The sequence below is a fragment of the Candidatus Curculioniphilus buchneri endosymbiont of Curculio glandium genome, assembly GCF_964275155.1.
Taxonomy (GTDB): domain Bacteria; phylum Pseudomonadota; class Gammaproteobacteria; order Enterobacterales; family Enterobacteriaceae; genus Curculioniphilus; species Curculioniphilus buchneri.
Map to the genome: position 1 here is coordinate 852,897 of NZ_OZ193413.1, position 25,395 is coordinate 878,291.

Annotated in this window: 18 protein-coding genes; 8 read left to right on the plus strand and 10 right to left on the minus strand. The window is 29.6% G+C overall.

What is annotated here, in order from left to right:
• The first annotated feature begins 2 nt into the window (after nt 1-2).
• A complete protein-coding gene (gene mepM, locus ACICP0_RS02580; RefSeq protein ID WP_395479750.1) occupies nt 3-1,334 on the plus strand; it encodes a murein DD-endopeptidase MepM in 1,332 nt (443 codons plus the stop codon).
• Nucleotides 1,335-2,263: 929 nt separating this feature from the next.
• Here mepM and ACICP0_RS02585 read toward each other — a convergent pair.
• The 10 genes from ACICP0_RS02585 to ACICP0_RS02630 form a co-directional block, all read right to left on the minus strand.
• Nucleotides 2,264-2,833, minus strand: a complete 570-nt coding sequence (locus tag ACICP0_RS02585; RefSeq protein WP_395479751.1) for a UbiX family flavin prenyltransferase — start codon at nt 2,831-2,833, stop codon at nt 2,264-2,266.
• Between the two features lie 1,085 nt (nt 2,834-3,918).
• Nucleotides 3,919-4,881 carry a 6-phosphofructokinase gene (gene pfkA, locus ACICP0_RS02590; RefSeq protein ID WP_395479752.1) on the minus strand — a complete coding sequence of 321 codons (963 nt, stop codon included), beginning with the start codon at nt 4,879-4,881 and terminating at the stop codon, nt 3,919-3,921.
• 1,306 nt (nt 4,882-6,187) lie between these two features.
• Entirely contained in the window at nt 6,188-6,535 is a 348-nt protein-coding gene (gene rplS / locus ACICP0_RS02595; RefSeq protein ID WP_395479753.1) for a 50S ribosomal protein L19, read from the minus strand.
• 60 nt (nt 6,536-6,595) lie between these two features.
• Nucleotides 6,596-7,339, minus strand: coding sequence for a tRNA (guanosine(37)-N1)-methyltransferase TrmD (gene trmD, locus ACICP0_RS02600; RefSeq protein WP_395479754.1), 744 nt, complete (start codon nt 7,337-7,339; stop codon nt 6,596-6,598).
• 42 nt (nt 7,340-7,381) lie between these two features.
• Entirely contained in the window at nt 7,382-7,933 is a 552-nt protein-coding gene (gene rimM / locus ACICP0_RS02605; protein ID WP_395479756.1) for a ribosome maturation factor RimM, read from the minus strand.
• Nucleotides 7,920-8,192 carry a 30S ribosomal protein S16 gene (gene rpsP, locus ACICP0_RS02610; protein ID WP_395479757.1) on the minus strand — a complete coding sequence of 91 codons (273 nt, stop codon included), beginning with the start codon at nt 8,190-8,192 and terminating at the stop codon, nt 7,920-7,922. Before rpsP ends, rimM begins: the two co-directional genes overlap by 14 nt.
• A gap of 67 nt (nt 8,193-8,259) precedes the next feature.
• Nucleotides 8,260-9,648 carry a signal recognition particle protein gene (ffh, locus tag ACICP0_RS02615; protein ID WP_395480255.1) on the minus strand — a complete coding sequence of 463 codons (1,389 nt, stop codon included), beginning with the start codon at nt 9,646-9,648 and terminating at the stop codon, nt 8,260-8,262.
• 1,912 nt (nt 9,649-11,560) lie between these two features.
• Nucleotides 11,561-12,058, minus strand: a complete 498-nt coding sequence (gene mreD / locus ACICP0_RS02620; RefSeq protein ID WP_395479758.1) for a rod shape-determining protein MreD — start codon at nt 12,056-12,058, stop codon at nt 11,561-11,563.
• 115 nt (nt 12,059-12,173) lie between these two features.
• Entirely contained in the window at nt 12,174-13,181 is a 1,008-nt protein-coding gene (gene mreC, locus ACICP0_RS02625) for a rod shape-determining protein MreC (RefSeq protein ID WP_395479759.1), read from the minus strand.
• A 103-nt stretch (nt 13,182-13,284) separates the two neighbouring features.
• Nucleotides 13,285-14,328 carry a rod shape-determining protein gene (locus ACICP0_RS02630; RefSeq protein ID WP_395479760.1) on the minus strand — a complete coding sequence of 348 codons (1,044 nt, stop codon included), beginning with the start codon at nt 14,326-14,328 and terminating at the stop codon, nt 13,285-13,287.
• Nucleotides 14,329-16,557: 2,229 nt separating this feature from the next.
• Here ACICP0_RS02630 and aroQ point away from each other — a divergent pair.
• The 7 genes from aroQ (at nt 16,558) to greA (ending at nt 24,873) form a co-directional block, all read left to right on the plus strand.
• A complete protein-coding gene (aroQ, locus tag ACICP0_RS02635) occupies nt 16,558-17,016 on the plus strand; it encodes a type II 3-dehydroquinate dehydratase (RefSeq protein ID WP_395480256.1) in 459 nt (152 codons plus the stop codon).
• A gap of 20 nt (nt 17,017-17,036) precedes the next feature.
• Nucleotides 17,037-17,477, plus strand: coding sequence for an acetyl-CoA carboxylase biotin carboxyl carrier protein (gene accB, locus ACICP0_RS02640; RefSeq protein WP_395479761.1), 441 nt, complete (start codon nt 17,037-17,039; stop codon nt 17,475-17,477).
• Nucleotides 17,478-17,488: 11 nt separating this feature from the next.
• The gene (accC, locus tag ACICP0_RS02645; RefSeq protein WP_395479763.1) at nt 17,489-18,838 is read left to right on the plus strand and encodes an acetyl-CoA carboxylase biotin carboxylase subunit; all 1,350 of its coding nucleotides are present in this window, start codon (nt 17,489-17,491) and stop codon (nt 18,836-18,838) included.
• Nucleotides 18,839-18,997: 159 nt separating this feature from the next.
• Nucleotides 18,998-19,243, plus strand: coding sequence for a YhdT family protein (locus ACICP0_RS02650; RefSeq protein ID WP_395479764.1), 246 nt, complete (start codon nt 18,998-19,000; stop codon nt 19,241-19,243).
• A complete protein-coding gene (gene panF / locus ACICP0_RS02655) occupies nt 19,233-20,681 on the plus strand; it encodes a sodium/pantothenate symporter (RefSeq protein ID WP_395479765.1) in 1,449 nt (482 codons plus the stop codon). The genes ACICP0_RS02650 and panF overlap by 11 nt, the downstream gene beginning before the upstream one ends.
• Before the next feature lie 2,074 nt (nt 20,682-22,755).
• The gene (gene rpiA, locus ACICP0_RS02660) at nt 22,756-23,433 is read left to right on the plus strand and encodes a ribose-5-phosphate isomerase RpiA (RefSeq protein ID WP_395479767.1); all 678 of its coding nucleotides are present in this window, start codon (nt 22,756-22,758) and stop codon (nt 23,431-23,433) included.
• A gap of 963 nt (nt 23,434-24,396) precedes the next feature.
• Nucleotides 24,397-24,873, plus strand: a complete 477-nt coding sequence (gene greA / locus ACICP0_RS02665; protein WP_395479768.1) for a transcription elongation factor GreA — start codon at nt 24,397-24,399, stop codon at nt 24,871-24,873.
• Nucleotides 24,874-25,395: the final 522 nt, after the last annotated feature.

The following is a 25,395-nucleotide window of genomic DNA, read 5'->3' on the forward strand; positions in this document are numbered from 1 at the left end:
TAGTGCAGAAGATCATCCAATCTTTCTTCTTGACTTTAAGCTATCTGCCACGGTCATATCGAATGATATTAGGGTCATTGACAATGCTTACTTTAATTATTGTTAGCTGGAGACCTTATAGTTATTTTCCGATTGTAGTTCAATTAGCTAGTTGCACAAGCATGTTAGAATATATAAAATTGTTAGCCTTCATGCCTAACAATAATGATATACCTGTGGATCATATTTTCCGAATACCTAATAATGATCTTTTCAATAAAAATAAATTAAATGAACATGTAAATAGAAAGGTTTACTTGAATGAACATATCATTTCTATAGGCGATACCCTAAGTAGTATTTTAATCCAGTACGGTATCAGCATAATGGATATTATGACACTATCTTGGCAATATCCAGCATTACGGCATTTACAAGTTGGACAATCTCTTTCCTGGACATTAACCTCAACGGGTAACCTTAAACATTTAACTTGGAAATTATCCCATCAAGATATTCGTACTTATGACCGAATTAATCGTGGTTTTAAAGAAAACATTTCCAATATTAATAGATGGCAGAATACAGTAATTCTTCACGGTCAACTAAACGGTAGTTTTGTTAATAGTGCTCGTGCTGCTGGATTAACAATGAGTGATATTAATGCAGTAATTACAGTATTACAACGGCAAATAGACTTTAGAAAATTACGTAAGGGAGATCAATTTTCTGTCTTAGCGTTACGTGATATTCGGAATGATAGTAAAATGAAAAGTCAGCTGTTAGGAATTCGATTGTATACTGGTTCTAAAAATTATTATGCTTTTCGTGCAGATAATGGAAAATTTTATAATCAAGATGCTTTTAGTTTGGCTCATAGTTTTATGCGATTTCCTATTATGCAAAAATATCGCATTTCTTCTAAATTTAATCTCAATCGACTTCATCCGATTACTAAGCGAATTATTCCGCATCGTGGTATTGATCTTGCTGTGCCAATAGGAACACCAGTATTAGCGGTAGGTGATGGAGAAGTGGTAGTTAGGAAAACAGATAATGTAGCAGGAAATTATGTTACAATTCGTCATAATCGTCAATATGTAACTCGATATATGCATTTAAAAAAATTATTAGTCCAGCCAGGACAAAAAGTAAAACGTGGTGAACGTATTGCTTTATCTGGCAACACCGGTCGCTCTACTGGCCCGCACTTGCATTTTGAGGTATGGATAAATCAAAAAGCAGTGAATCCACTGACTGTTCAATTATCACTTAAAGATGAATTAACTGGAATAGATCGTATAAAATATCTTGAAACAGTTAAGAGAATATTACCCAATTTGCAGTTTAATTAAATTGACACAATTTTTTTTGATATCTATTTATTTAAAATAAATGTTTGTGGTTGTAATATCTACATTTTAGTGAAATACACTTCTCAACTTGTGGAAGTTTTTGTATTTTAATGTATTAAATTTTAATTTTTAAATAAATGTTGCACTGTGATTATTTAAATGATAAAGACGATAATAATAAGAAGCTTGAAAGCTTTAAATTGTATATATAAACAATTTATTTATTAAAATTTTTATACTTATTATTGATGATGTATATATTATTGTACTTATAATAATATAATTATATGATAAAATTTCATCAAAAAAGAATTTTTACTAAACTCATATATTATACGATATTGGTGTAATATGTTGCTTGATCAGCCACAGGCATACAGGAGGACTCTGCTCTTCATATAATTTTTTAAAATTCTGATAATCCAAGAGAAAAGATATGAATGATGATAATCAAAGTAAATTATTATACAATATAGTAATGTACAGACTCAAGATAATATTGTTAAATTCTTTATTAACCAGTACGTTCTCAGAACAATATTAATGTTTACTGACTTATATAGTAGAGCAGTATGAGTCCATAAAATGGATAAATTTACTATTATATAGAATTATATCATTTGTATAATTAAAATTATTTATTAATGATCATTCGATACAATATAATCTAGAAGCCATCTTTGATGGTGTACTTAAAGACAAAATGGTGAGAACAAAAAACTAGTTAAATCTTTAAGATTAACTACTGAAGTAGATGAATTTAGATAACATTTTAAAAATGAAAACACTTTTGATAATATAAAAATATTTTATTGTTAAAAGATGGCTGTGTATATAGATCAATATTTCATCTATTTTAACTACTTATTTAGTGTGTACAGTATTTTACAAATGAAGTTAAAAGTTGTGTTGTATGGATCATTATTTATTTAACTACTTGGCCAACGCTGAAATAGATCTTGAGGTAGTTGAAGTTGGAATTGATCTAATATACGATTAACAGTTTGGTCTATAATATCGCCAATTTTTATTGGTCTATGATAAAAGGCTGGTACGGGTGGCATAATAATTGCACCTAATTCTACTGCAACGGTCATCAGACGTAAATGACCTAGATGTAATGGCGTTTCTCGTACCCCTAGTACCAATTTCCGCCGTTCTTTCAGAACTACATCAGCCGCACGTATCAGTAAAGTATCATTGTAACTATTAACTATTCCAGAAAGAGTTTTCATGGAACAAGGTAAAATTACCATACCTATAGTATGAAATGAACCGGAACTAATACTGGCAGCAATATCTCGTACATCATATACTATATCTGCTAAAGCCTGAACTTCACGTAAGGAAAAATTTGTTTCTATCGTTAATGTTTTTTTAGCCGCTAAACTCATTACTAAATGTACTTCAATATCCGATAGAATGTTAAGTACCTGTAATAGTCGGATTCCATAAATTATGCCACTAGCGCCGCTAATGCCAACAATTAGACATTTCATACCTACTACTCCGAGTAGAGCGAAAATAATAGAAGACGAATAGAAGACGACATGGTTAATTTAGCTATACTTATCAGATTCTATAAAAATACATTCATCAATCAATGTGATAACAATTACTGATCGAGATTTAAGTAAGTAAGAATTACTTGATTATATATAAATGTAACAAGCTTTATCGTAGATTTGTTTAAAAAATATTTATTAATTTTTTATGTAATGGCAATAATTAAATACGAGATCTATAAGATCAATATGTCGGCATAGCATATTTTGATGCATCATATACTTTACTATTCTGTTAATAATGATTAACAATAGAATTTCACATCAACTCTATGTAAAAAAATTCTGATTAATTTAATGAAATCTTCTTTTATCTACATAACTTACAAAAAGATATTCATCTTTTTAATTTGATCACTAACGATTATAACAATATAACTTTCTAAGAAAAAAGAAATTTTTCTTAAAATAATTTTTACATAACATTAGTTTATCTGAAAACGGAAATAATTGTTTGTATATTGCATGCACAATCTATGCATATAAAAACATCTTAAACTTTTTTGATTAAAAATAATATTTTAAAAAAATTATAAAATACATCATTTTTTAAGATGGCTATATCTTTTACCTTACAGAACAATATATCATATTAATAAAAAATATATCACATATACACCATTTTTTAATCTTTTTATGTCATGCAGCAGTAAAATTAAAAATTATTTAATAATTTTATTCATTGATTGTTACTATAAAACTTGATATTTATTATTGAGCTAATATATATTTATTCGCATATTATATACTTTTATAAAAAATTATATTTTTCTTATATAAATAATATTAATAACGTTATATTACTGCATAATTATATTTTTATGTTATTTTATAATAGTAAGATAGTAAGAATGTTGATTAGTACAATGCAATCAGGTATAACGAATTGTATAAGTAACGATTTTAAAATTCCAATATTTTAAGATACATTGAATGAAATTTACTGGTTAACAGAGTTAAACCTAAATACATTAGATTAATTAAAAACATATTAAATGACACAATACCATATCAGAAATTCAAAATAATTTTTTTGCTATCTCCAAAGTATCGCTACGGAAAGGACGTTTCATATGTTCAATGGCATCGGAAATATTATGATGCACAAGACATTCGTTTTGAATACCAACACAGTGACCACCACATCCTTGTAACAGTAATTCAATAGAATAAGCACCCATACGTGAAGCTATAATACGATCACAAGCTACCGGATTACCTCCTCTCTGAATATGTCCCAGTACCGTAGCGCGAGTCTCACGACCTGTATTTTTTTCGATATATTGTGCCAATTCAGTGATATTGCAAATATATTCGGTAATGGCAACAATCGCATGTTTCTTACCTTTAGTAATGCCTGCTTTGATTTCATTAAGTAAATCTTTTTTGTTAAACTCCACTTCAGGTAAAACGATAAATTCGCATCCACCAGCAACAGCTGCTGCCATAGTTAAATCGCCGCAGTAGCGTCCCATTACTTCTACAATTGAAATACGTTGATGAGAAGTAGAGGTATCACGTAGTCGATCGATTGCTTCAACCACTGTTTCTAAGGCAGTAAAGTAACCAATAGTATAGTCAGTACCTGCTACGTCATTATCAATGGTGCCTGGTAAACCAATGCAGGGAAATCCCATTTCAGTTAATTTTTTAGCTCCCATATAAGAGCCGTCACCTCCAATTACTACTAATGCATCGAGACTACGTTTACTCAAGTTTTCAATGGCAATAGAACGTATTCTTTTTTTATAAAACTCAGGAAACCGTGCCGAACCGAGAAAAGTACCACCTCGATTAATTACATCAGAGACACTATAGCGATCTAATTTTATCATCCGATCCTGAAATAGTCCAAGGTAACCATCATAAATACCATAAATTTCTAAACCTTCTGATAGTCCAGTTCGAACAACACTCCTAATAGCTGCATTCATTCCTGGGGAATCACCTCCGCTTGTTAATACGGCAATTTTTTTAATCATGCTTACCTCGATACTTAAAAGCTACTTGAACAAAATACAATCATTTATTAGTTTTCTTTATCAAGAAGAATATTAATACATAGGAATAGTAATGCATCATTACTAATGATGAGTGATATATCAGATTAATTTCAAATATTATTTTTCTGATTTATTTTTTATTATAAAGATATTATCGTCTATTCATTGCATCAATAGTAGATTGAAAACAAAAATAAAAACAGCTAGTATTTCATATGGTTATTTAAAGCATTCAAGAAAATTATTTGATTAAGTTTCTAATTTTTATAAACTTTATAAATCTTGTTAAGCTACTTAACTTTTTATTATTAATTCATATTAATAAATGTGTACCTAACGTATACCAGTAGTAAAGTAGATTACTATTATAAAAAAATAAATTTTTGCACGTTTATATCTAATAGATGCTACTTTTCTACATATCGTTCATAAGATATGATCGGCTTTAAACCCAATTAATAGTTTGAAAACTGTGCTTGTTTAGTAGTGAATTAAAGTATGATAAACAAGAAAGGATACATTTTATTCTATTATGTGTCGTTTTTGATTCAATGTCGAGCAATATATATATTATAATATATATTGAAAACACGCACATTGTTTTATAGGAACCTATGAAAATTCTTCGTAAGAATAGGTTATTTTTAATTCATTTCATTATTAATTCACTTAAAATCCAATAAGTGGCATAAACATGGATATATATTAAATACAAAACGTCATCTCAAATATATGATTACAAATGATTACAATAAACTCTAATAAAATTATTCTTAAATAATTTATCTAATTAAATAGAAGTTTTTATATTTATTTAATAATAAATTAAAGTTTATAAATTGTATAATTTCTAGTTTAGAACTAAATTAAGATATAATACTAGATAACTAATTGTATTGTCATGTGTTTAACATACTAAACGTTATTTCAATACAATTTAAATGTAAAATTTATTTAGAAATAATGCTAATCCACATTATTATTAAGTCTATTTATTAATTATATTAATTATATTAGTTATAATAAGCATTCATAAATTCATATAATAACCATAAAAAATAACTCACTTCATCAATCATAATACCTATGTATGACAGACATATAACTGTTTATTGTTTATTTGAATTTAAAAATTATATATAAAAATTTTATTTGATATATATAATATATTACTTTAAAAGATTGATATTCGCAGACAAATCCTTCGTACAACATTTAATAATGTGTTAGAACTATTCTCTTTTATATATATAACATTTTATTATACTTTTTATTATACTTTGGTTTAATTAAGTCGTTCTCTGATACGTGCAGCTTTGCCAGTACGTTCACGTAAATAGTACAATTTAGCTTTACGCACAGATCCACGGCGTTTTACAAATATACTATCTATTATTGGAGAATATGTTTGAAAAACGCGTTCAACACCTTCACCATTAGAAATTTTACGAACACTAAACGCAGAATGTAAACCACGATTACGAATAGCGATCACCACACCTTCAAAGGCTTGGAGACGTTTTTTACTTCCTTCAACGACCCAAACTTTAACTTCTACTGAATCACCTGGTCGGAAAAGTGGTATAGTTTTTTTTATTTGTTCCTGTTCTATTTTATCAATAATCCATCTCATAATATATAAATCTCTTATATTTAAATGTAATAACATTAACCATAAGACATATAATTTCAATTAATTTTTCTGAATTTCTTGTTGAAATTCATTCAATAATCGTAAATACTCATTAGTTAGTAAAATTTTATCAAGAAGTTCAGGTCTTCTGAGCCAGGTACGTCCTAAAGACTGTTTTAAACGCCAACTATGAATTCCAGCATGGTTACCTGATAATAAAATAGACGGTACCTGCATATCGTTGCTCAGTACAGGGCGAGTATAATGTGGATAATCTAATAATCCATTAAAAAAAGAATCCTCCATTGCTGACGCTCTATGTCCTAGTATACCTGGAAGTAATCGAGATATTGAATCAATTAACACCATGGCTGCTAATTCACCGCCGCTAAGAACATAGTCACCTATTGACCATTCGCCATTAATTTCAGTAGTGACTAAACGTTCATCAATACCTTCATAACGGCCACAGACCAAAATCATTTTCATATTATTGGCAAGTTCTCTGACGCCTTGCTGATTAAGTTGTCGTCCTTGAGGAGATAAATATATTACTTTTACATTTTTTCCTGCTCTATTTTTAGCATCATGAATAGCATTTTGTAAGGGTTTCAGCATCATCACCATTCCGGGTCCACCACCGTATGGACGATCGTCGATAGTACGTCGACGATCATAGGCAAAATCACGTGGATTCCAGAACTGTATATTCAACAAACCATTTTTTACGGCTCGTCCAGTGATTCCATAATCAGTGATGGCACGAAACATCTCAGGAAATATGCTAATTATACCAATCCACATGCATTCTATCTCTAGACGTTATTACTAGTTGAAAATTAAAGATTAAAAACTAGGATCCCATTCAATTTTAATAAAACGGGTAGCAAGATCAACATTTTTAATTACCTGATTATCTAGAAATGGAATTAATCGCTCTTTCGTACTAAAAACATCCTGTAAGTGAGCTTTTACTACCAATACATCATGAGAACCTGTCTCAATTAGATTAACCACTTCACCTAGTTGATAACCATCAACAGTTACAACCTGGCATCCGATGAGATCTTTCCAGTAATATTCGTCTTCGTTAAGCTTTGGTAATGACGAGATATTAACAAAAATTTCGAGATTGTTAAATAATAATGCTGTTTCTCGATCTTTTATCTCTCTAATTTTCACGATCCAATTTTGATTCATCTGTTTCCAATTTTCTAACCAAATTGAATTCCATTGATCAAATTGTTTAACAAACCAAGGTTGATAAGAAAAAATATTTTCAGCTTTTGCAGTAGATGAACGAATTTTTAACCAACCACGTACTCCATACGCTGCACCTATTGTGCCTAAAATAATAGCGTTAATAGATTTTTTATTATTGCACTTAATTGTTGCCATCGTTAAAAACATTATTATTTTTTGTAGCATTTTTTATCAACACAGCCACGCGATTAGATACTATTGCACCTTGATCAATCCAATGTCGAATACGATCTGAATTTAGAAAAAAACTTTTTTCTTGGTAAGATCGGATCGGGTTAAAAAAACCAATACGCTCAATAAAGCGGCCATTACGTGCACTACGGCTATCAGTCACCACTATGTGATAAAATGGACGTTTTTTAGCACCTCCGCGTGCCAAACGAATTTTTACCATAATACCCCTTTAATTTTAAACTCAGTTTTAAAAATTCTTTTTTTAAATTTACTAGAATTTTTTATTGTTATATATCAATAAGACAGCTAACAGTTAGAAAAAGACCAGGAAGAATCCTATTCTTCATGCATCGCATAAAATTTATGATTCCATTTTTTTTTATTTTTTTCATCATTTTCTGCATGTAATCGAATTGTTTTAAAAACTTGTTCACATCTTGTATTTTCATGCCAGATCCGACTGCAATACGGCGTATACGTGATCCTTTAATAATATTTGGATTTAAAAGTTCTTTAGTTGTCATCGAATTAATCATAGCTTCCATATGCATCAAGATGCCGTCATCTACACGAGATTTAACATCTTCTGGTAATTGACCGCCGATACTGACTGGCAACTTACTCATGATATTGACAATACCACCCATGTTACGCATCTGTTGTAATTGTTGAAAAAAGTCGTTCAAATTAAATTCAATACCTTGATTAAGCTTTCTGGTTAGTTTTTCTACTTGAACACTATCAATTTTATTTTCCATCTCTTCAATAAAAGATAACACATCCCCCATACCCAATATTCGGCTAGCTAGCCGGTCGGGATAAAATGGCTCAAGTGCGTCAATTGTTTCTCCAATTCCTATGAATTTAATAGGTTTACCAGTAAGATGGCAAATAGATAATGCTGCGCCGCCTCGTGTATCGCTATCTAATTTAGTCAATATAATACCAGTCAATGGTAACGCTTGAGAAAATGCATTAGCAATGTTACTAATATCTTGTCCGATCATAACATCAACCACAAATATAGTTTCTACTGGACTAATAGTATTATGCACTGCAACGATTTCGGACATCATCATCTTATCTGAATGCAAACGGCCAGCTGTATCTACTAATAGTACATCGTAAAATTTTAGCTTTGCCTGTATTAATGCATTATTGATGATATCAATCGGTTTTTGTGTAATATCAGATGGAAAAAAATCTACACCCGCAGTCTGTGCCAATATTTCTAGTTGTTTTATGGCCGCCGGCCTACAAGTATCTGCTGATACTACTAAAACTTTTTTATTATATTTTGTACATAAATGTTTACTAAGTTTACCAATACTAGTTGTTTTTCCACTCCCATGCAAACCTACCATCAATATAACTGCAGGCGGTTGTACTGCCAAATTTAAGGTATTATCCTTATTGCCCATAGCATGTACTAATTCAATATGTATGATCTTAATAAATGTTTGGCCCGGTGTTAAATTCTTATTAATTTCTTGCCCTAAAGCATTTTGTCTCACTCGGTTGATAAAATCGTGCACGACTGATAATGCCACATCTGCTTCTAAAAGTGCTATTCGAATTTCCCGCAGAGTATTATTAATATTATTTTCCGTCAGTCGACCTTTACCACGTATATTATATAATACACGTGATAATCGTTCAGATAAATTTTTAAATATCATTTTTTTATTAATTTATAGTAACATAATTAGTTATATTATTGATATGATCAATAATTATTTTTTACTTTTTACTAAGCAAGTAAAGATTATTAAAATCCTTGCAATCAATCTTGAGAACGCATTACATATAAAAATAATTTTTTAGTTATCTTCTTTAGTTAAAGAACATTTTCTTCTAATTTTAAAATTTAAAACTAGTTTATTTACATATTCTTTAGGTTCTAATGTATTTTTTTGCTAATATTTTAAACTACGGCATGACGTATTCATCATATTAACAACTAATAATGCTAATGAAGAATAGTGTAATTAATATATTACTAATTGGTATATATGTTTTCAATGTGTTTTTTTTAAAATGATAGTTTAATATTCAGGTTTTTATGTATACTATGAAACAAAAACATGCAAAATGTTTTTTTATATAATAAAATAAAATTATATTTTTAATATAATCAAGACAATACCATGCATTAATCAACTAAAATTAATAAGATACCATAGGTGTAATGTTTACTCCATGCGATTTTACATACACTTACTTATACTTAATAGATAACATTCAATAGATCATATTACTATTTAAAGATAATGAGTGCATTAGATTAAGTCTAACTATCAGTCCAGTAATAATATTATTGCACTATGAACTTTAATTTTAGTGTTGAAGTATTAATATCATTTATTGCAGACTATTAGTCTTATTAGATTTTTTTACTGTAATTTCTAGATTAGCTCTGAATTGATAAAAGAACGCCATGAATTGACTAACTTGTTCCAATCATCATATAACACATAATTTTAATATTTTATTAACCTATTATATTGGATTATATCACTCAATATTTTGAAAAAAATGTTCCGTAATCGTGCGTTACAGCCATATTAAAAATAACTTTGACAGTGTAAATATTTTATATTAGATATTTCTATTATCTTATACTCAATATTAGATTCTATCTTATTTTTAATTTAGATGAAACATATATTGACATAAAGTAGAGATTTTATCTTTTGTGTTTAAAATAACGAACAAACAACATATGACATACATGGTACTTAATATACAAACTCATAGTTTAGTTAAGAAAATTCTCCTACTTGTCTCAAGTATACTATAGTATTAGAAATACTAATCGAGAAAATTTCAGGATTGATGAATATTTATTTATTATTCGTCTATACAACGATATAATTATTATCAGATTAAAAATGATTATTAATATTAATATCAAAATAACTTTTTTAATAAAAATTATTCATACACTCTCAAACTGAAAGTTTACTTATACAAATTCACTAAAATATTATATTAAATTAATTGTTAAACATGAAATTACACATGATATGTATTATATTAGATTAAAGTTTATATTTAATATATTATTTATTAGTAAGTTACTACCTTTTTGTATTGTTATCCAAAATAAAAAATTTATCAGAATATTTATTCTATCTATAAAATAATTTTGTTTTGAATACAGTTGGGACTATTCATATTAATTTCATACGTACTAAAATCTCCATATTTTAGACATACACATATTCAAATTTTTATTTTATAATTTAAGTATTATTAATTTATGAGCATCGTAGTAGTCAAATTAATACTCATATCCTGTTTTCTACAATTAGTAACAATATTCATATTGCTATGACTAAACAGTTATCAATAGAAATTGGCTTGATAAAAATGTTTTTCCATTATCAATGTCTACTACGCTACATATAATTTATCACTGTTTTTTAAAATTGCGCTATTATCTCAATAATTAGCATTAGTTATTATACCATAATATGGTTATTAAAATCATGAATCATATGCGTATAATCTAATAAAACAATTATTATCCGATATGAAAATTTTAGATACTAATAGATTGCCTAAAATTGTATATTTAATTTTATTTTATAAAAATTGAGTATAAAATCGACAACGTATTTTACGCATTAAAAATAATATGCATGGCCATAATATACCGTTTGCTATACAAGTCCAAAATATTTCTGGTTGAAAATCAACATTAGTAACTAAACATTCTGCTAAAAAAACCACGCTTTCAGTAATTAACGATAATAGGATTACAATTAGTGTTTGTTGCCAAAGGCATATACTCCGCAATAATTGAAATTTAAATACCACTAAATAAGCCAATATACTAAATGCTAATGCATGTATGCCCAATGTTGAGCCGAGAATAAGGTCCATGACCAAGCCGATAAAAAAACCCGTTCCTATATTAGTGTGATGTGGTAATGTCATTATCCAATAAATAAGCAACAAATTAAGCCAAGATGGACAGAATAACATAAGTTTTTGGGGCCACCAAGGCATAATGTGCAGTATTGCTGCAATAAAAAAAGACATCCAAATCATCCAACGATGATGATCATAATAATGATGCATTACTGTTATCCTGCAGTATAATGATGCAATTAGTTTTTTACGTACGAAACTATTTCGACCGCTAGCTAAATGCGAAATATAACAGATTAGGAGCTGTTAATGTAGAATTTTTCTTCTACTGTTCAAAACAATCAATATCTGAAGTTTGAACTGCATAATGACCTTTGGTTTGTGTCGAATTGGTTGCCTGCACAGGAGAGACTACGGTATTTGATAGTGATAGAACCTGTGGAATTGTACGCTTTAACCGCTCATTGGCTATATGATGTATTATTTCTGGTGGCCGTGTTATATTACCATGTGATTCAGTATCCCATAGTAACAGCAAATGTCGTAAACTTTGTAATTTAGCAGTTGGTCGTGCCTGCATAATAGTATAAGCAGTTTTCGCATCTGTTTTTACCGATGAAACAGTAGCAACTGGATAGCCTTCTGGAAAGCGACCTCCAAGACCAGATGTTACCAATATATCACCAACACGGATATCGACATTACCTGGTAACTGTTCCAGTTGTAAATGTTCGGTAGAACCATTTCCAGCAACAATCAAACGAATATCATTGCGTAGTATTTGGATTGGTAATGCGTGGGAAGAATCACATATTAATAACACTCGACTGGTAAGTTTATTAGTAGCAATAACCTGACCTACTACACCTTTATCATTAATAACCGTTTGGCCAACATAAACACCATGATCTAGACCTTTATTAATTACGATTTGATTTCTATAGGGATCAGCACTAATAGAGATCACTTGCGTGATCATTTTTTGTTCATCTTTACGTAATGGAGAACCCAACAATGCTCGAAGACGAGCATTTTCTTCTTTGTAGTGACCCAGTAATAATTGTTCGCTGTTCTTTAATAAGAGCTCTTGGCGTAAAGTCCAGTTTTCATGTTCCAATTGAGTACGTGTTGTCAACGCTTGAGATATATAATTTAGTAATTGGCGTGAACTATGAGCTAAAAAATAGAAAGGACTAATAGCGGTGTCCATATAGCTTCTGATTTTGATGAACGTTTCTCGCCGACTATCAGTAATTATGATGAAAAACGACATTACAACTGCTAAAAAAACTCGAAATTGAAAAACAGGGCCTTTTTTACAAATAGGCTTCATAAGCTATGTATTATCCTAAACAAAAATAAGGATTAAAGTAAGAATGATATTGTATGATAATAGGAATGGCTACCTGTTACGGTGAATTTCCTTGCGAATAATGTCACTCTTCACTAAATAAATCGCCACCGTGCATATCAACCATTTCAAGTGCCTTTCCACCGCCACGAGCAACGCAAGTGAGCGGATCATCTGCTACTACTACAGGAATACCGGTTTCTTTCATTACTAATTGATCAAAGTTACGTACAAGCGCTCCTCCACCAGTCAGTACCATGCCTCGCTCAGAGATATCGGAAGCTAACTCCGGAGGACATTGTTCTAATGCTACCATCACTGCGCTTATAATACCAGTTAGTGGTTCTTGTAGTGCTTCTAGAATTTCATTAGAATTTAAAATAAAACTACGCGGGACTCCTTCTGCTAAATTACGTCCACGTACTTCAATTTCACGTATTTCATCATCTGGATACGCAGAACCGATACCATGTTTTATACGCTCAGCCGTTGCTTCACCAATTAATGAACCGTAATTACGGCGAACATAATTGATGATAGCTTCGTCAAAACGATCACCTCCAATACGTACGGAGGAAGAGTATACTACACCATTAAGTGATATGACCGCGACCTCTGTGGTGCCACCACCAATATCAACCACCATTGAACCAGTAGCTTCAGAAACTGGCAAACCTGCACCAATTGCGGCTGCCATTGGTTCTTCAATTAAAAATACTTCTCGTGCTCCTGCTCCATGGGCTGATTCTCTGATCGCACGTCTTTCTACTTGAGTTGCTCCTACTGGAACACAAACCAACACACGTGGACTAGGACGCATGAAATTATTACTATGGACTTGCTTGATAAAATGTTGCAGCATTCTTTCAGTAATAAAAAAATCAGCAATTACTCCATCTTTCATTGGGCGAATAGCAGCAATATTACCGGGAGTACGACCAAGCATTCGCTTTGCTGCATGTCCGACAGATGCAACACTTTTTGGAGTACCAGAACGATCTTGACGAATAGCAACAACGGAGGGCTCATTGAGGACAATACCTTGTCCTTTAACATAAATGAGCGTGTTAGCAGTACCTAAATCGATGGACAAGTCATTGGAAAATATGCCTCGAAATTTTTTAAACATAGTTAAAGAATAATCCTACACACTGGGACGAAATGAAATTTATTCATTATACCAATAACAAAAAATAGTAAAAACAGTAATAAAGTGTAATAAAACGCGTAATCCGTAATAATGTCCTCTTTAATATTTGCAAATTGAATCTAACTTAATTCAATTAGTTTAGTCGATTATTGTATATATTGGTTTTGTATAAAACATTCAATACATATTTAATGCTAATTTTTTAGACTTTACATAAAAAAATAAAATTAAAAGATGCATATCTTATGCATAAATTATCTTTTGATACTACTATACATTATAAAAAGAAAATACCATATTGTTTTGTGTGTATAATCAAACATCGTCTAAAAAATATTCATTGACATGTAAGTATACTGACATCTTGTATTAAGAATATGTCAAAATGCTGAATGTTTTAAATATATGGTATGAATAATTAACTTTTAGTCCTATTTAGCATTAAAAGTAAAATAATAAATCTTTTATTACACTCTGTTATAAAAGTACTGATATAGTGCTTTAGTTAAAGTGCCTATAAATTATAGAATTTTTTTAGCATTTTTATATCTGTATACTAAAAAACACTACGTTGTAAAACGACATTTTTTTTAAAAAATGACTACATTAAATTGTAAGTATCCTTATTAATAGACTTTTAAAACAATAGATAGAGAGTGCATTGGTTAAGATTTATACTTTTTGATATTACTTAATATTTTCCATTATACTGTCGTTATAAGCAACATATTATGCAGATTTTTTTAAAGATACTACATGGTGTAACTGATCAAAATTTAAGAAATAAAATTTGATCTTAATCGAGATAATTAATCAGTATGTTAGCCTGAGAAAGGGTATTTAAAAGGGAAATTAAAAGAGAGTTAACATAAGTTATAAACTATGCTAATTTTTAATAATTATAGTGAATTAGTAATGCAATGAATTCCTTCAAACCAGCAATAATTCTATTATTAAATTTATTTGAATGATATTCAACGTTTAAAATAATTACATTTTTAAAGTACATGTATTATTATTTCAGTTACCATAATAGTATTATTAAACACGGAACCAAAGAAGTTATCTTCAAATAAGCATATTTGTTGATCAAATATCATATTTAATTATTCATATAAACCTTTTCAGATAAAATGAAAGTTTTATTGAGCCAATTAATCAAATATAATATCTGTAAACATTATGCCCATACTACATTGTGATGTTTTTAAAAAAAACACTAGGTAACAATAATCTTATTAGCTATCCTTATTATTATGAATTACTATATACTAATAAGATGAGCATATACATACATATCCTGTATTTCACAAGAAATATTCAGTAATTTTACTAGAGCATTAGAATTGAAGCTCATCTCTTGACCCTTAATAAGTATTTTAATTCGATAAATCTGTTAATATCACGATGTTAGTCCTAGTATAAAACATTATAACCCATATCTATAACATGTGGGTGTCGATTAACTATTAACTTAATATTTGACAGTATCAAGAGAACATGTTAATCCGTATTGACATATAAGTCATCGTAATTAACTGTGGACAATTGAAAAATAAATGTAGTAAAAATAAAGTGTTCTGAATTTAATAAAGTTATCGACAATGATCAGACATTTGTTCTTCTATGTTTTTATATTAATAAATACTGAATTTGTACTATTTCATTCACTGTATAGCATAACATATGCTCTCACTCTGTTGTGTTAACTTATACATAACCTCTATTAATTGATTTTTAAAGTTATCATAATTAATTCAATCGACTTGGAATGATTATGGAATAGTCATAATTTCTTAGATTCTAACTTACTTATGATTTTAACCTGGAGGTTTTAAATATAGTTAGCTAACAGTAAATAATGAAAATTGTTCATGTAGTTTGATTAAATGTTTTTAATTTAAAAATTTATACAATATGTTATTGCATAATGCATGTATTAATTGATTCTATAAAAATATATTACGATATCCATAATAAATAACAATTTCATTATTTAATTTCGTTTTATTGAGTTTTTTTAAACAGGTTTAAAAAACACATATTACATATCTTTGCATAGTGAGATTGATTTTAATATTCTCAATAGTAACTGTGTGATAATACTTGATCTAGATTGCAAATTCTTATCGATAACGTTAGCAAAATAATCAATAGTGTACTATCGTGTATTTCATAGGGTGACATAAATTGAAAATAGTTCATCACATAACAAAAAATAACAAGTTCCATATTTTGCTTCTCAATGGACCAAATCTAAATTTGCTTGGTTTTCGCGAACCTGATAAATATGGGCATACTACATTGGATGATGTCATCGTATATTTAAGTGACATGGCTAGTAAAATGGGGATAAAACTTAATCATTTTCAGTCAAATGCTGAAAATGAATTGATCGATTGTATTCATCAAGCACGGGAAAATACAGATTTTATTTTAATCAATCCTGCAGCTTTGACTCACACCAGTATTGCCTTACGTGATGCACTGTTAGCAATAAATATTCCGTTTATTGAAATTCATCTTTCCAATATATATTCAAGAGAACCATTTCGACACCACTCCTATTTATCAGATATTTCGGTCGGCGTAATATGTGGTCTTGGTGTTGAGGGATATTACTTTGCTTTACAGGCAGCAGTAAAACTGCTATCTAAATCAAATTAATTAGCATATGGAACTTATTCATGGATATTCGTAAGATAAAGAAAATGATTGAATTAGTTGAACACTCTAGTATTGTGGAATTAGAAATTTCTGAAGGCGAAGAATCAGTTCGTATTAGTCGTGCCACAGTGCAATCAACTTCAGCGACGCAACAAATTTACGGACCTACGTCTCAACAGTCTTCTTCTACTACTATTCCCATTGCAAGCATCTCACCGAGTATAAATAATCATATTGTTCGCTCTCCAATGGTAGGCATTTTCTATCGTGCTTCAAACCCTAATGGAAAACCATTTATTGAAGTAGGTCAAACAGTTAACATTGGTGATACTCTTTGTATCGTTGAAGCAATGAAAATGATGAATAAAATAGAATCAGATAAATCTGGTATAGTGAAAGCTATTCTATTAGAAAATGGTCAACCAGTTGAGTTTGATGAACCTCTGGTTATTCTTGAATGATGAGAGAGCAAATGCTAGATAAAATTGTCATAGCAAATCGTGGTGAAATTGCGCTTCGTATTTTACGTGCATGTAAAGAATTAGGTATTAAAACTGTGGCAGTAAATTCTACTGTTGACCGTGATCTAAAACATGTTTTATTAGCAGATGAGACTATTTGTATTGGCCCACCACCTTCTATCCAAAGTTATCTCAATGTTCCTGCTATTATTTCTGCAGCAGAAATTACGGGTTCAATGGCTATTCATCCAGGCTACGGATTTTTGTCTGAAAATGCTGATTTTGCAGAACAGGTTGAACGCTCCGGTTTTATCTTTATCGGACCTAAATCTGAAACAATTAGACTAATGGGTGATAAAGTTTCTGCAATCAATGTGATGAAAAAAGATGGCATACCTTGTTTGCCTAGCTCTAATGTTTTAATAGGAACGGATGTAGACAAAAATTGTGCTATAGCTAATAATATTGGTTATCCAGTAATCATCAAAGCAGTAGGCGGGGGCGGTGGACGTGGTATGCGTATCGCACAGACTGATGAAGAGATAGCATCCTCAATTTATATGACTCGTTTAGAAGCACAAGCTGCATTTAACAATGACATGGTCTACATAGAAAAATATTTAGATAATCCACGCCATATTGAGATTCAGGTGCTTGCCGATGATAAAGGAAATGTCATTTATCTATCAGATCGAGATTGTTCTATGCAGCGCTCTCATAAAAAAATGATAGAAGAAGCACCGGCATTTGACATTGCTGATGAATTTCGCCAAGATATTAGTGAACGTTGTGCTAAAGTATGTGCGAATATTGGTTATCGGGGTGCAGGAACCTTTGAATTTTTATACAAAAATGGCGAATTTTTTTTTATTGAAATGAATACTCGAATTCAGGTGGAACACCCTGTTACTGAGATGATTACTGGAATAGATCTTGTCAAAGAACAGCTTCGTATCGCAGCTGGTCAACCTTTGTCTATACAACAAGAAAATGTAAAAGTATTCGGGCATGCAATTGAATGTCGTATTAATGCTGAAGATCCTGTGACATTTTTACCTAGTCCTGGCAAAATTACTCGTTTCCATGCACCAGGTGGTTTTGGAGTTCGTTGGGAATCACATATTTACGCTGGTTATTCAGTACCATCATTCTATGATTCTATGATTGGTAAACTTATCTGTTTTGGAGATACACGACAAGTAGCTATTGCTCGCATGAAAAATGCCTTGGCAGAATTAATTATTGATGGCATCAAAACTAATATTGATTTACAACTTGAAATAATGAATGATAAATATTTTCAGCAAGGTAGTACCAATATTAATTACCTGGAAAAAAAATTTGGTTTGAAAAAGACTTAATCTAGCTATTGCACAACTATGCCTGTATGATATACGACTATGATAAAGCTAGCAATAACCTGATTTTTTTATTATTAATCACATAAGTTAGCAAAATGATACGAGTAACATGAACTTATTAAGTTCTAATGAACATTAATTAACTTAGTGAATCACAAAATGGATAAGCGATATCTTCAAGCTAACTATGAAGCACGGTGGACTGTTGGTCTAACGATAGCCTATTTGATTTTTTGGTTACTTGCTGCATATTATCCAGATAATGCACAGGGCATTACTGGATTTCCTCACTGGTTTGAATTAGCTTGTCTATGTATTCCGATATTGTTTATTTTTCTCTGTTGGTTGATGGTACGGGTCATTTATCGTAATATTGTATTAGAAGACGATCCAGATGTGCATTGACATGATGCTCCCGTTAATTACTTATTTATCGTTAGTTTTTGCGTTTACATTTTATGCTTATTTCAGTCGTGTAAAAAATGGTTGCTTGCAGGATTATTTTATTGGTAATCGTTCAATGGGTGGTTTTTTACTGGCGATGACTATCACTACTACGTATATTAGTGCAAGTTCATTCATTGGTGGCCCAGGTGCAGCCTACAAATATGGCTTGGGTTGGGTACTGTTATCTCTTCTTCAACTACCGGCAATCTGGTTATCGTTAGGTGTTATTGGAAAAAAAGTTGCTATTCTTGCTCGGCGCTATCATGCAATCACATTAAACGATATACTTCTAGCACGTTTTGAAAGCCCGTTATTAGTATGGCTGGCCAGTATTAGTTTATTAATAGCATTTATTGGCGCTATGACAGTGCAATTTGTTGGTGGTGCTAGATTATTAGAAACTGTATCTGGAATCTCTTATGATATTAATTTGTTAATTTTCGGCATTAGCATCGTATTGTACACTACTTTTGGAGGGTTTCGTGGCAGTGTATTGAACGATGCATTCCAGGGAATAGTTATGTTGCTTGGAACTGGAATTCTTTTGATAGCAGTTATTTATGCTTCTGGTGGTATTAGCGCAGCAGTAACAACACTTCACAACATAGATCCAGCTTTAGTATCTCCAACTGGAGCCGACAATGTGCTATCGCCAAAATTTGTGACTTCTTTTTGGATTTTAGTATGTTTTGGAGTCATTGGTTTACCACATACTGCAATTCGTTGTATTTCTTGTCGTGATAGTAAATCGATTCATGTCGGCACGATTCTTGGTACAATACTCATTGGAGTATTAATGCTTGGAATGCATTTAGCTGGTGCATTAGGACGTGCAATTTTACCCGGATTGACTGTACCGGATTTAGTTGTACCAACCTTAATGGTAAAGTTATTACCACCATTTGTAGCAGGAATTTTCTTAGCAGCACCACTAGCAGCCATTATGTCAACAATTAATGCACAATTATTACAGTCTTCTGCTACTATCATGAAGGATCTGTATCTCAGTTTGCATCCGCAACAAACCAACAATGAGTGTCGTTTAAGATACTTATCTAGCCTAGTGACATTTGCATTGGGTTTATTATTGTTATTAACTTCTTGGCATCCACCAGAAATGATTATATGGCTTAATTTATTAGCGTTTGGTGGCATGGAATCGGTGTTTATGTGGCCATTGGTATTTGGTCTCTATTGGAAACGTGCTAACTCCACTGGCGCTTGGAGTAGCATGGTAGTTGGTGGTACAAGCTATACATTAATGGTCGGAATGGACCTACAGCCAGGTGGTTTTCATCCTGTCGTTTTAGCCTTAACAATAAGTTTATTAGCATTTTTAATAGCTAATCCTTTTGGACGTATAGCCGTTTCAAATCGCATTACTAATAAATTTTAATTATATACTAATGAATTTTAATTATATATAGTGAACTTTCTTCCACAGAGAATTATAATTTTATATGCGTTATGCTAAAAGTCTGTCATCCCACCAGAATAAAATTATAAGACTTATTAAATATTCTTTGGAATATTACAATTAATTTATATGTTAATTGCTATTGAATAAAAAATAGAAATAGAGAAAATATTACTTTTTTTTAAATTTCATAACGCATTAAATTAATATATTTTAAAACGTTTAAATGTGCGTGATATATATTTTCATTTATGATTATCATATACAATATTTTCTGTAATGTGCTGAATTGCTATTACGCGATAAATAAAGAAAATTAGTATTCAAATTTTCATGTGGTATAAATAACTTAATTATTTTCAATCTAATTAATAGATAACATAAAGAGTGAATTACTCTGACATCTCATCGAATGGTTTTTATATAAAATTAATTAAGTAATTAGAGATTCACATGATAATAAGAAATAATTGTTTTATGCAAGCATAGAGATAACGGTCGTTCGTTCAATATGAATAATTACCTATTCATATTGTGTTATTATAAATATTTGATAATGATTAGCAGGTTCTCTTTCAGAGAGAAAGAGCAATAGATAAAGAAATATGAAATTGTACATATAATTATCTAACATACTAATTATTTTTTACCATTAATTATTTAAAATAGTATTTTAGGAAGTTGATTTCCTGTTATATCAATAATGATTGAAAACTACTTCTGAGAAAAAATCACATTATTTAACTATCATAAATTTAGTTTTGTTTTTCAGTGAAATTATAGAAATATTGTTCATGAAATATTATATATTTTATGAATTGAAAGTATTTCATACTGAAAATGTTTCATGAGGTCATATCTTTTTCGTCATAACACATTGTATTTATTTTGAATATTTTATTTAGATTGCTGTATAAAATTCTTCGGTTTTAAAAATATCATGATGTGCATGACCATCAACTCATAATGTTATTGAAATTGAAATCGTAAGAATCATTATATTTCCATAGGAAAAAATACTTTTTCAATATAATTTTACGTATTAATAGCACATTGTCATAGGTATATTGTCCTTGTATATATGCGCTTGATACAAGTATTCCAATTTATTATAATTGGTTATTCTCTTCTATGTTATAATGATAGTTATTTAAAATTATGAAAATTTATCAATAAATTCTCACTACAACAATATTTTTACTCTTTATAAATATATAATCAATGTGTTACAATATAAAAACAAAAAAAACTATCACAAAACTATATATTAAATAATAACTGCATGAATATAAAATGTTTATCAAAGGTAAAGAAAAAATTAAATATAAAATAGCAATTGCGTCATATTGACTATGAGCATTTTTTAAAATGAAAAGCATTAATATGCTATATAAATATTTTTTAAGCTACATTGCTTCATATGCATATTATGTTATTATAATATCGTAACGTTCTTTGTTTATGTCTGTTCTGATTATATTTGCTAACTATTGATTTGATGCATTAGCTGTTTAACAATTAATTTTAAAAGTAGTAAATATATTTTTATATGATTGAGTATTAAACATGTAATAATACATACTGCACTTTATAATATTAGTTGATTAATTTAATAATAATCAGAATTATCACTATTGAATTTATGATACACAAACAGGTTAGTAATAAATATAAATTAACTATTTTGCCTATATAAAATATTATATTCCAATGATTTTTATATAGCATAGAAAACTTTAAATAGCTTAACTATTTATTCATTAAATGGTAAATTGATTATTTATTTTTTAATATGTATATTTTTATTTATCATTACAAGTACGAAATACATCAAATAAATAGCTGTATAGCTTCCTATATCTATTTTATATTTTAAAAAGATTAATTTGCCATTTTTCTATCTATGCTAAAAAATTTTTGCTCACTTTAACTAGGTACATAACCTCATCTTACATAAAGATTTATAAAAAAAGTAATGACAATATTTATGCAATTGTTTTAATAATGGATTTACACTGAAAATACGATGTAGATTTAGGATGAATAGCGAATTATGACACAGGATGAGATTAAAAAATCGGTCGGTTGGGCAGCATTGCAATATGTTCAGACCAGTACTATCGTAGGAGTTGGTACTGGCTCTACCGCCAATCATTTTATTGATGCACTTGGATCCGTAAAACATCAAATAAAAGGTGCAGTTTCTAGTTCTAAAGTATCTTCCATGAAATTAAAGAAACTAGGTATTCCATTAGTTGATCTAAATGCTGTAGACATGCTTGATCTTTATGTGGACGGTGCTGATGAAATCAATCCATATATGCACATGATTAAAGGTGGTGGTGCTGCACTCACTCATGAAAAAATAATCGCTGCTGTAGCACGTAAATTTGTCTGTATTGTAGATGCTAGTAAACTAGTAGATATGCTCGGTAATTTTCCTCTGCCAGTTGAAGTTGTTCCTACAGCCAGATCTTTAGTAGCGCGTGAATTAGTACGATTAGGTAGTATTCCTAAATATCGCCAAGGGATTATTACTGAAAATGGCAATATTATTTTAGATGCTCATAATTTTAAAATTGTTAATCCTATTGAACTTGAAGCACAAATTAATAATATTCCAGGAGTTGTTACCGTAGGATTATTCGCTCGTCGTGGCGCAGATATTGCACTTATAGGTAGTGAACATGGTATAAAAATAATACAAAAGAAATGTGTTATTAACACATAATTAATTTTGATTTTTAAATAAAAATATTTATATCGTAATCTAAATTAGATAATGAATTCCATTATCCATTATATGGATTTATGAAACACCAATAAAATATTCAATCGAATTCAATAACATGAATGCTATTATATAATATAGAGTGTTTTTATGAAATTTACATTGTTTAGTTGAGGGGGGGCAATAAACATTATATCGGATACCTAACCAATGAAATAAATGTTAATTATTTATTTATGCATAGATGAAAGATCTTGAAGAGGTTACTTTTAAAATCCGTATGTTAAGTAGCATATTCACAAGACAATTGATTTCATTTATCAGACAGATAAATTTTTTTATTTCTATAACCATTAGTATATCATAAAAGTCAGAAAAATTTAATTTCATACCGAAGCGTCTATTCAATTGGTCAAAATAAAATAACACTAGAATTTTTATTCAGTTGTATATCTTATTGAAGATGTGAATAAATCCATATTAGCGCTGCTGATAAATTTATCAGAAGATGTGATAAGAAATGGTGAGACGACAATTTTTAGTTCTTAATATTTCATTGCCATTGCCACCATGTAAAAATTAACATACTTAAATTTAGCATGATTAATATAGTTTTTAACTAAAACTAACATATTCGAATATAAATATATGAGATATTATATTAGTGCATCTTAGTTTCTCCTAATGCAAATAAAATAAATACTTTCCAATCTAAAAATAACATTAAAAATAACATACTGTTACATGTAATAGATAAATAGAGTAAAATAATCCATGACCCACACAACACTTTACGAGATATATATCACAATGGCACAGTAACTTTCAATCAGAAGTATTGAAAATACTGTGTTCTATACACAAGGTAATAAAGAATATATGTGAAATATTATAAATACTACCATCTCATCTATAATAGTGAATCGGTTATTTATATCGGAAATAATTTATAGAGGAATGATTATGAATCAAATTCCAATGACACTACGTGGTGCTGAAAAATTGAGAAAAGAGCTTGAATATCTCAAAAACATTAATCGTCCTAAAATCATACAAGCTATTGCTAATGCCCGCGAATATGGCGACTTAAAAGAAAACGCTGAATATCATGCCGCTAGAGAACAACAAGGCTTTTGTGAAGGTCGAATTTTGGAAATAGAAGCTAAATTAGCCAATGCGCATATTATTGACATAATGCAAATATCCCCAAACGGACGTGTAATTTTCGGCGCTACTGTTAGTTTGCAACACTTAAATAATAAAGAAATAAAAGTCTATCGCATAGTAGGTGATGACGAAGCTGATTTTAAACAAAATTTAATCGCTATAAATTCTCCTATTGCCAGGGGATTAATAGGCAAAGAAGAAGGGGAAATTGTAATTATCCAAACACCCAGGGGTAAAGTAGAATATCAAATTCTTAAAGTAAGATATTTATAAAATTTTACAGAGTGATATAAAATTATATTTATCAATTGATTTTAAAAATCAACAATTTTAAGTATTTATTGGTTAAATAAATAAGATATGCTTTTAAAAAATAAATATATATGCAGAATCTTATTCATTTTTTTAAAACAGCTGCAATAATCTAAACACAATTTTTTACTGTCTTAATATTTTGAATACATACCATTATATACATGTTTAACATGTCTTTTATATTTCAATCAATACATTATCTGTCAATAAATTATCTAATACTCCATATTATACCATTGATATAGATATATTAAAGTGATTAATACTCATTTATTGATATGAAACTTAACACTGTTAAACTCATTGAATTAATAAAATTATACATAGATAAATTTAAAATTTTTACAAGATGACCTCAAAGTTAATGACTTTATAAAAATATATAGGAACGGTTCTTGTGAATTAAAAAATTAATTTTGACTTTAATATGTTGTTTTACTCATTATTAAAATTTATTTCTATAATTTATTTAAATTGAGG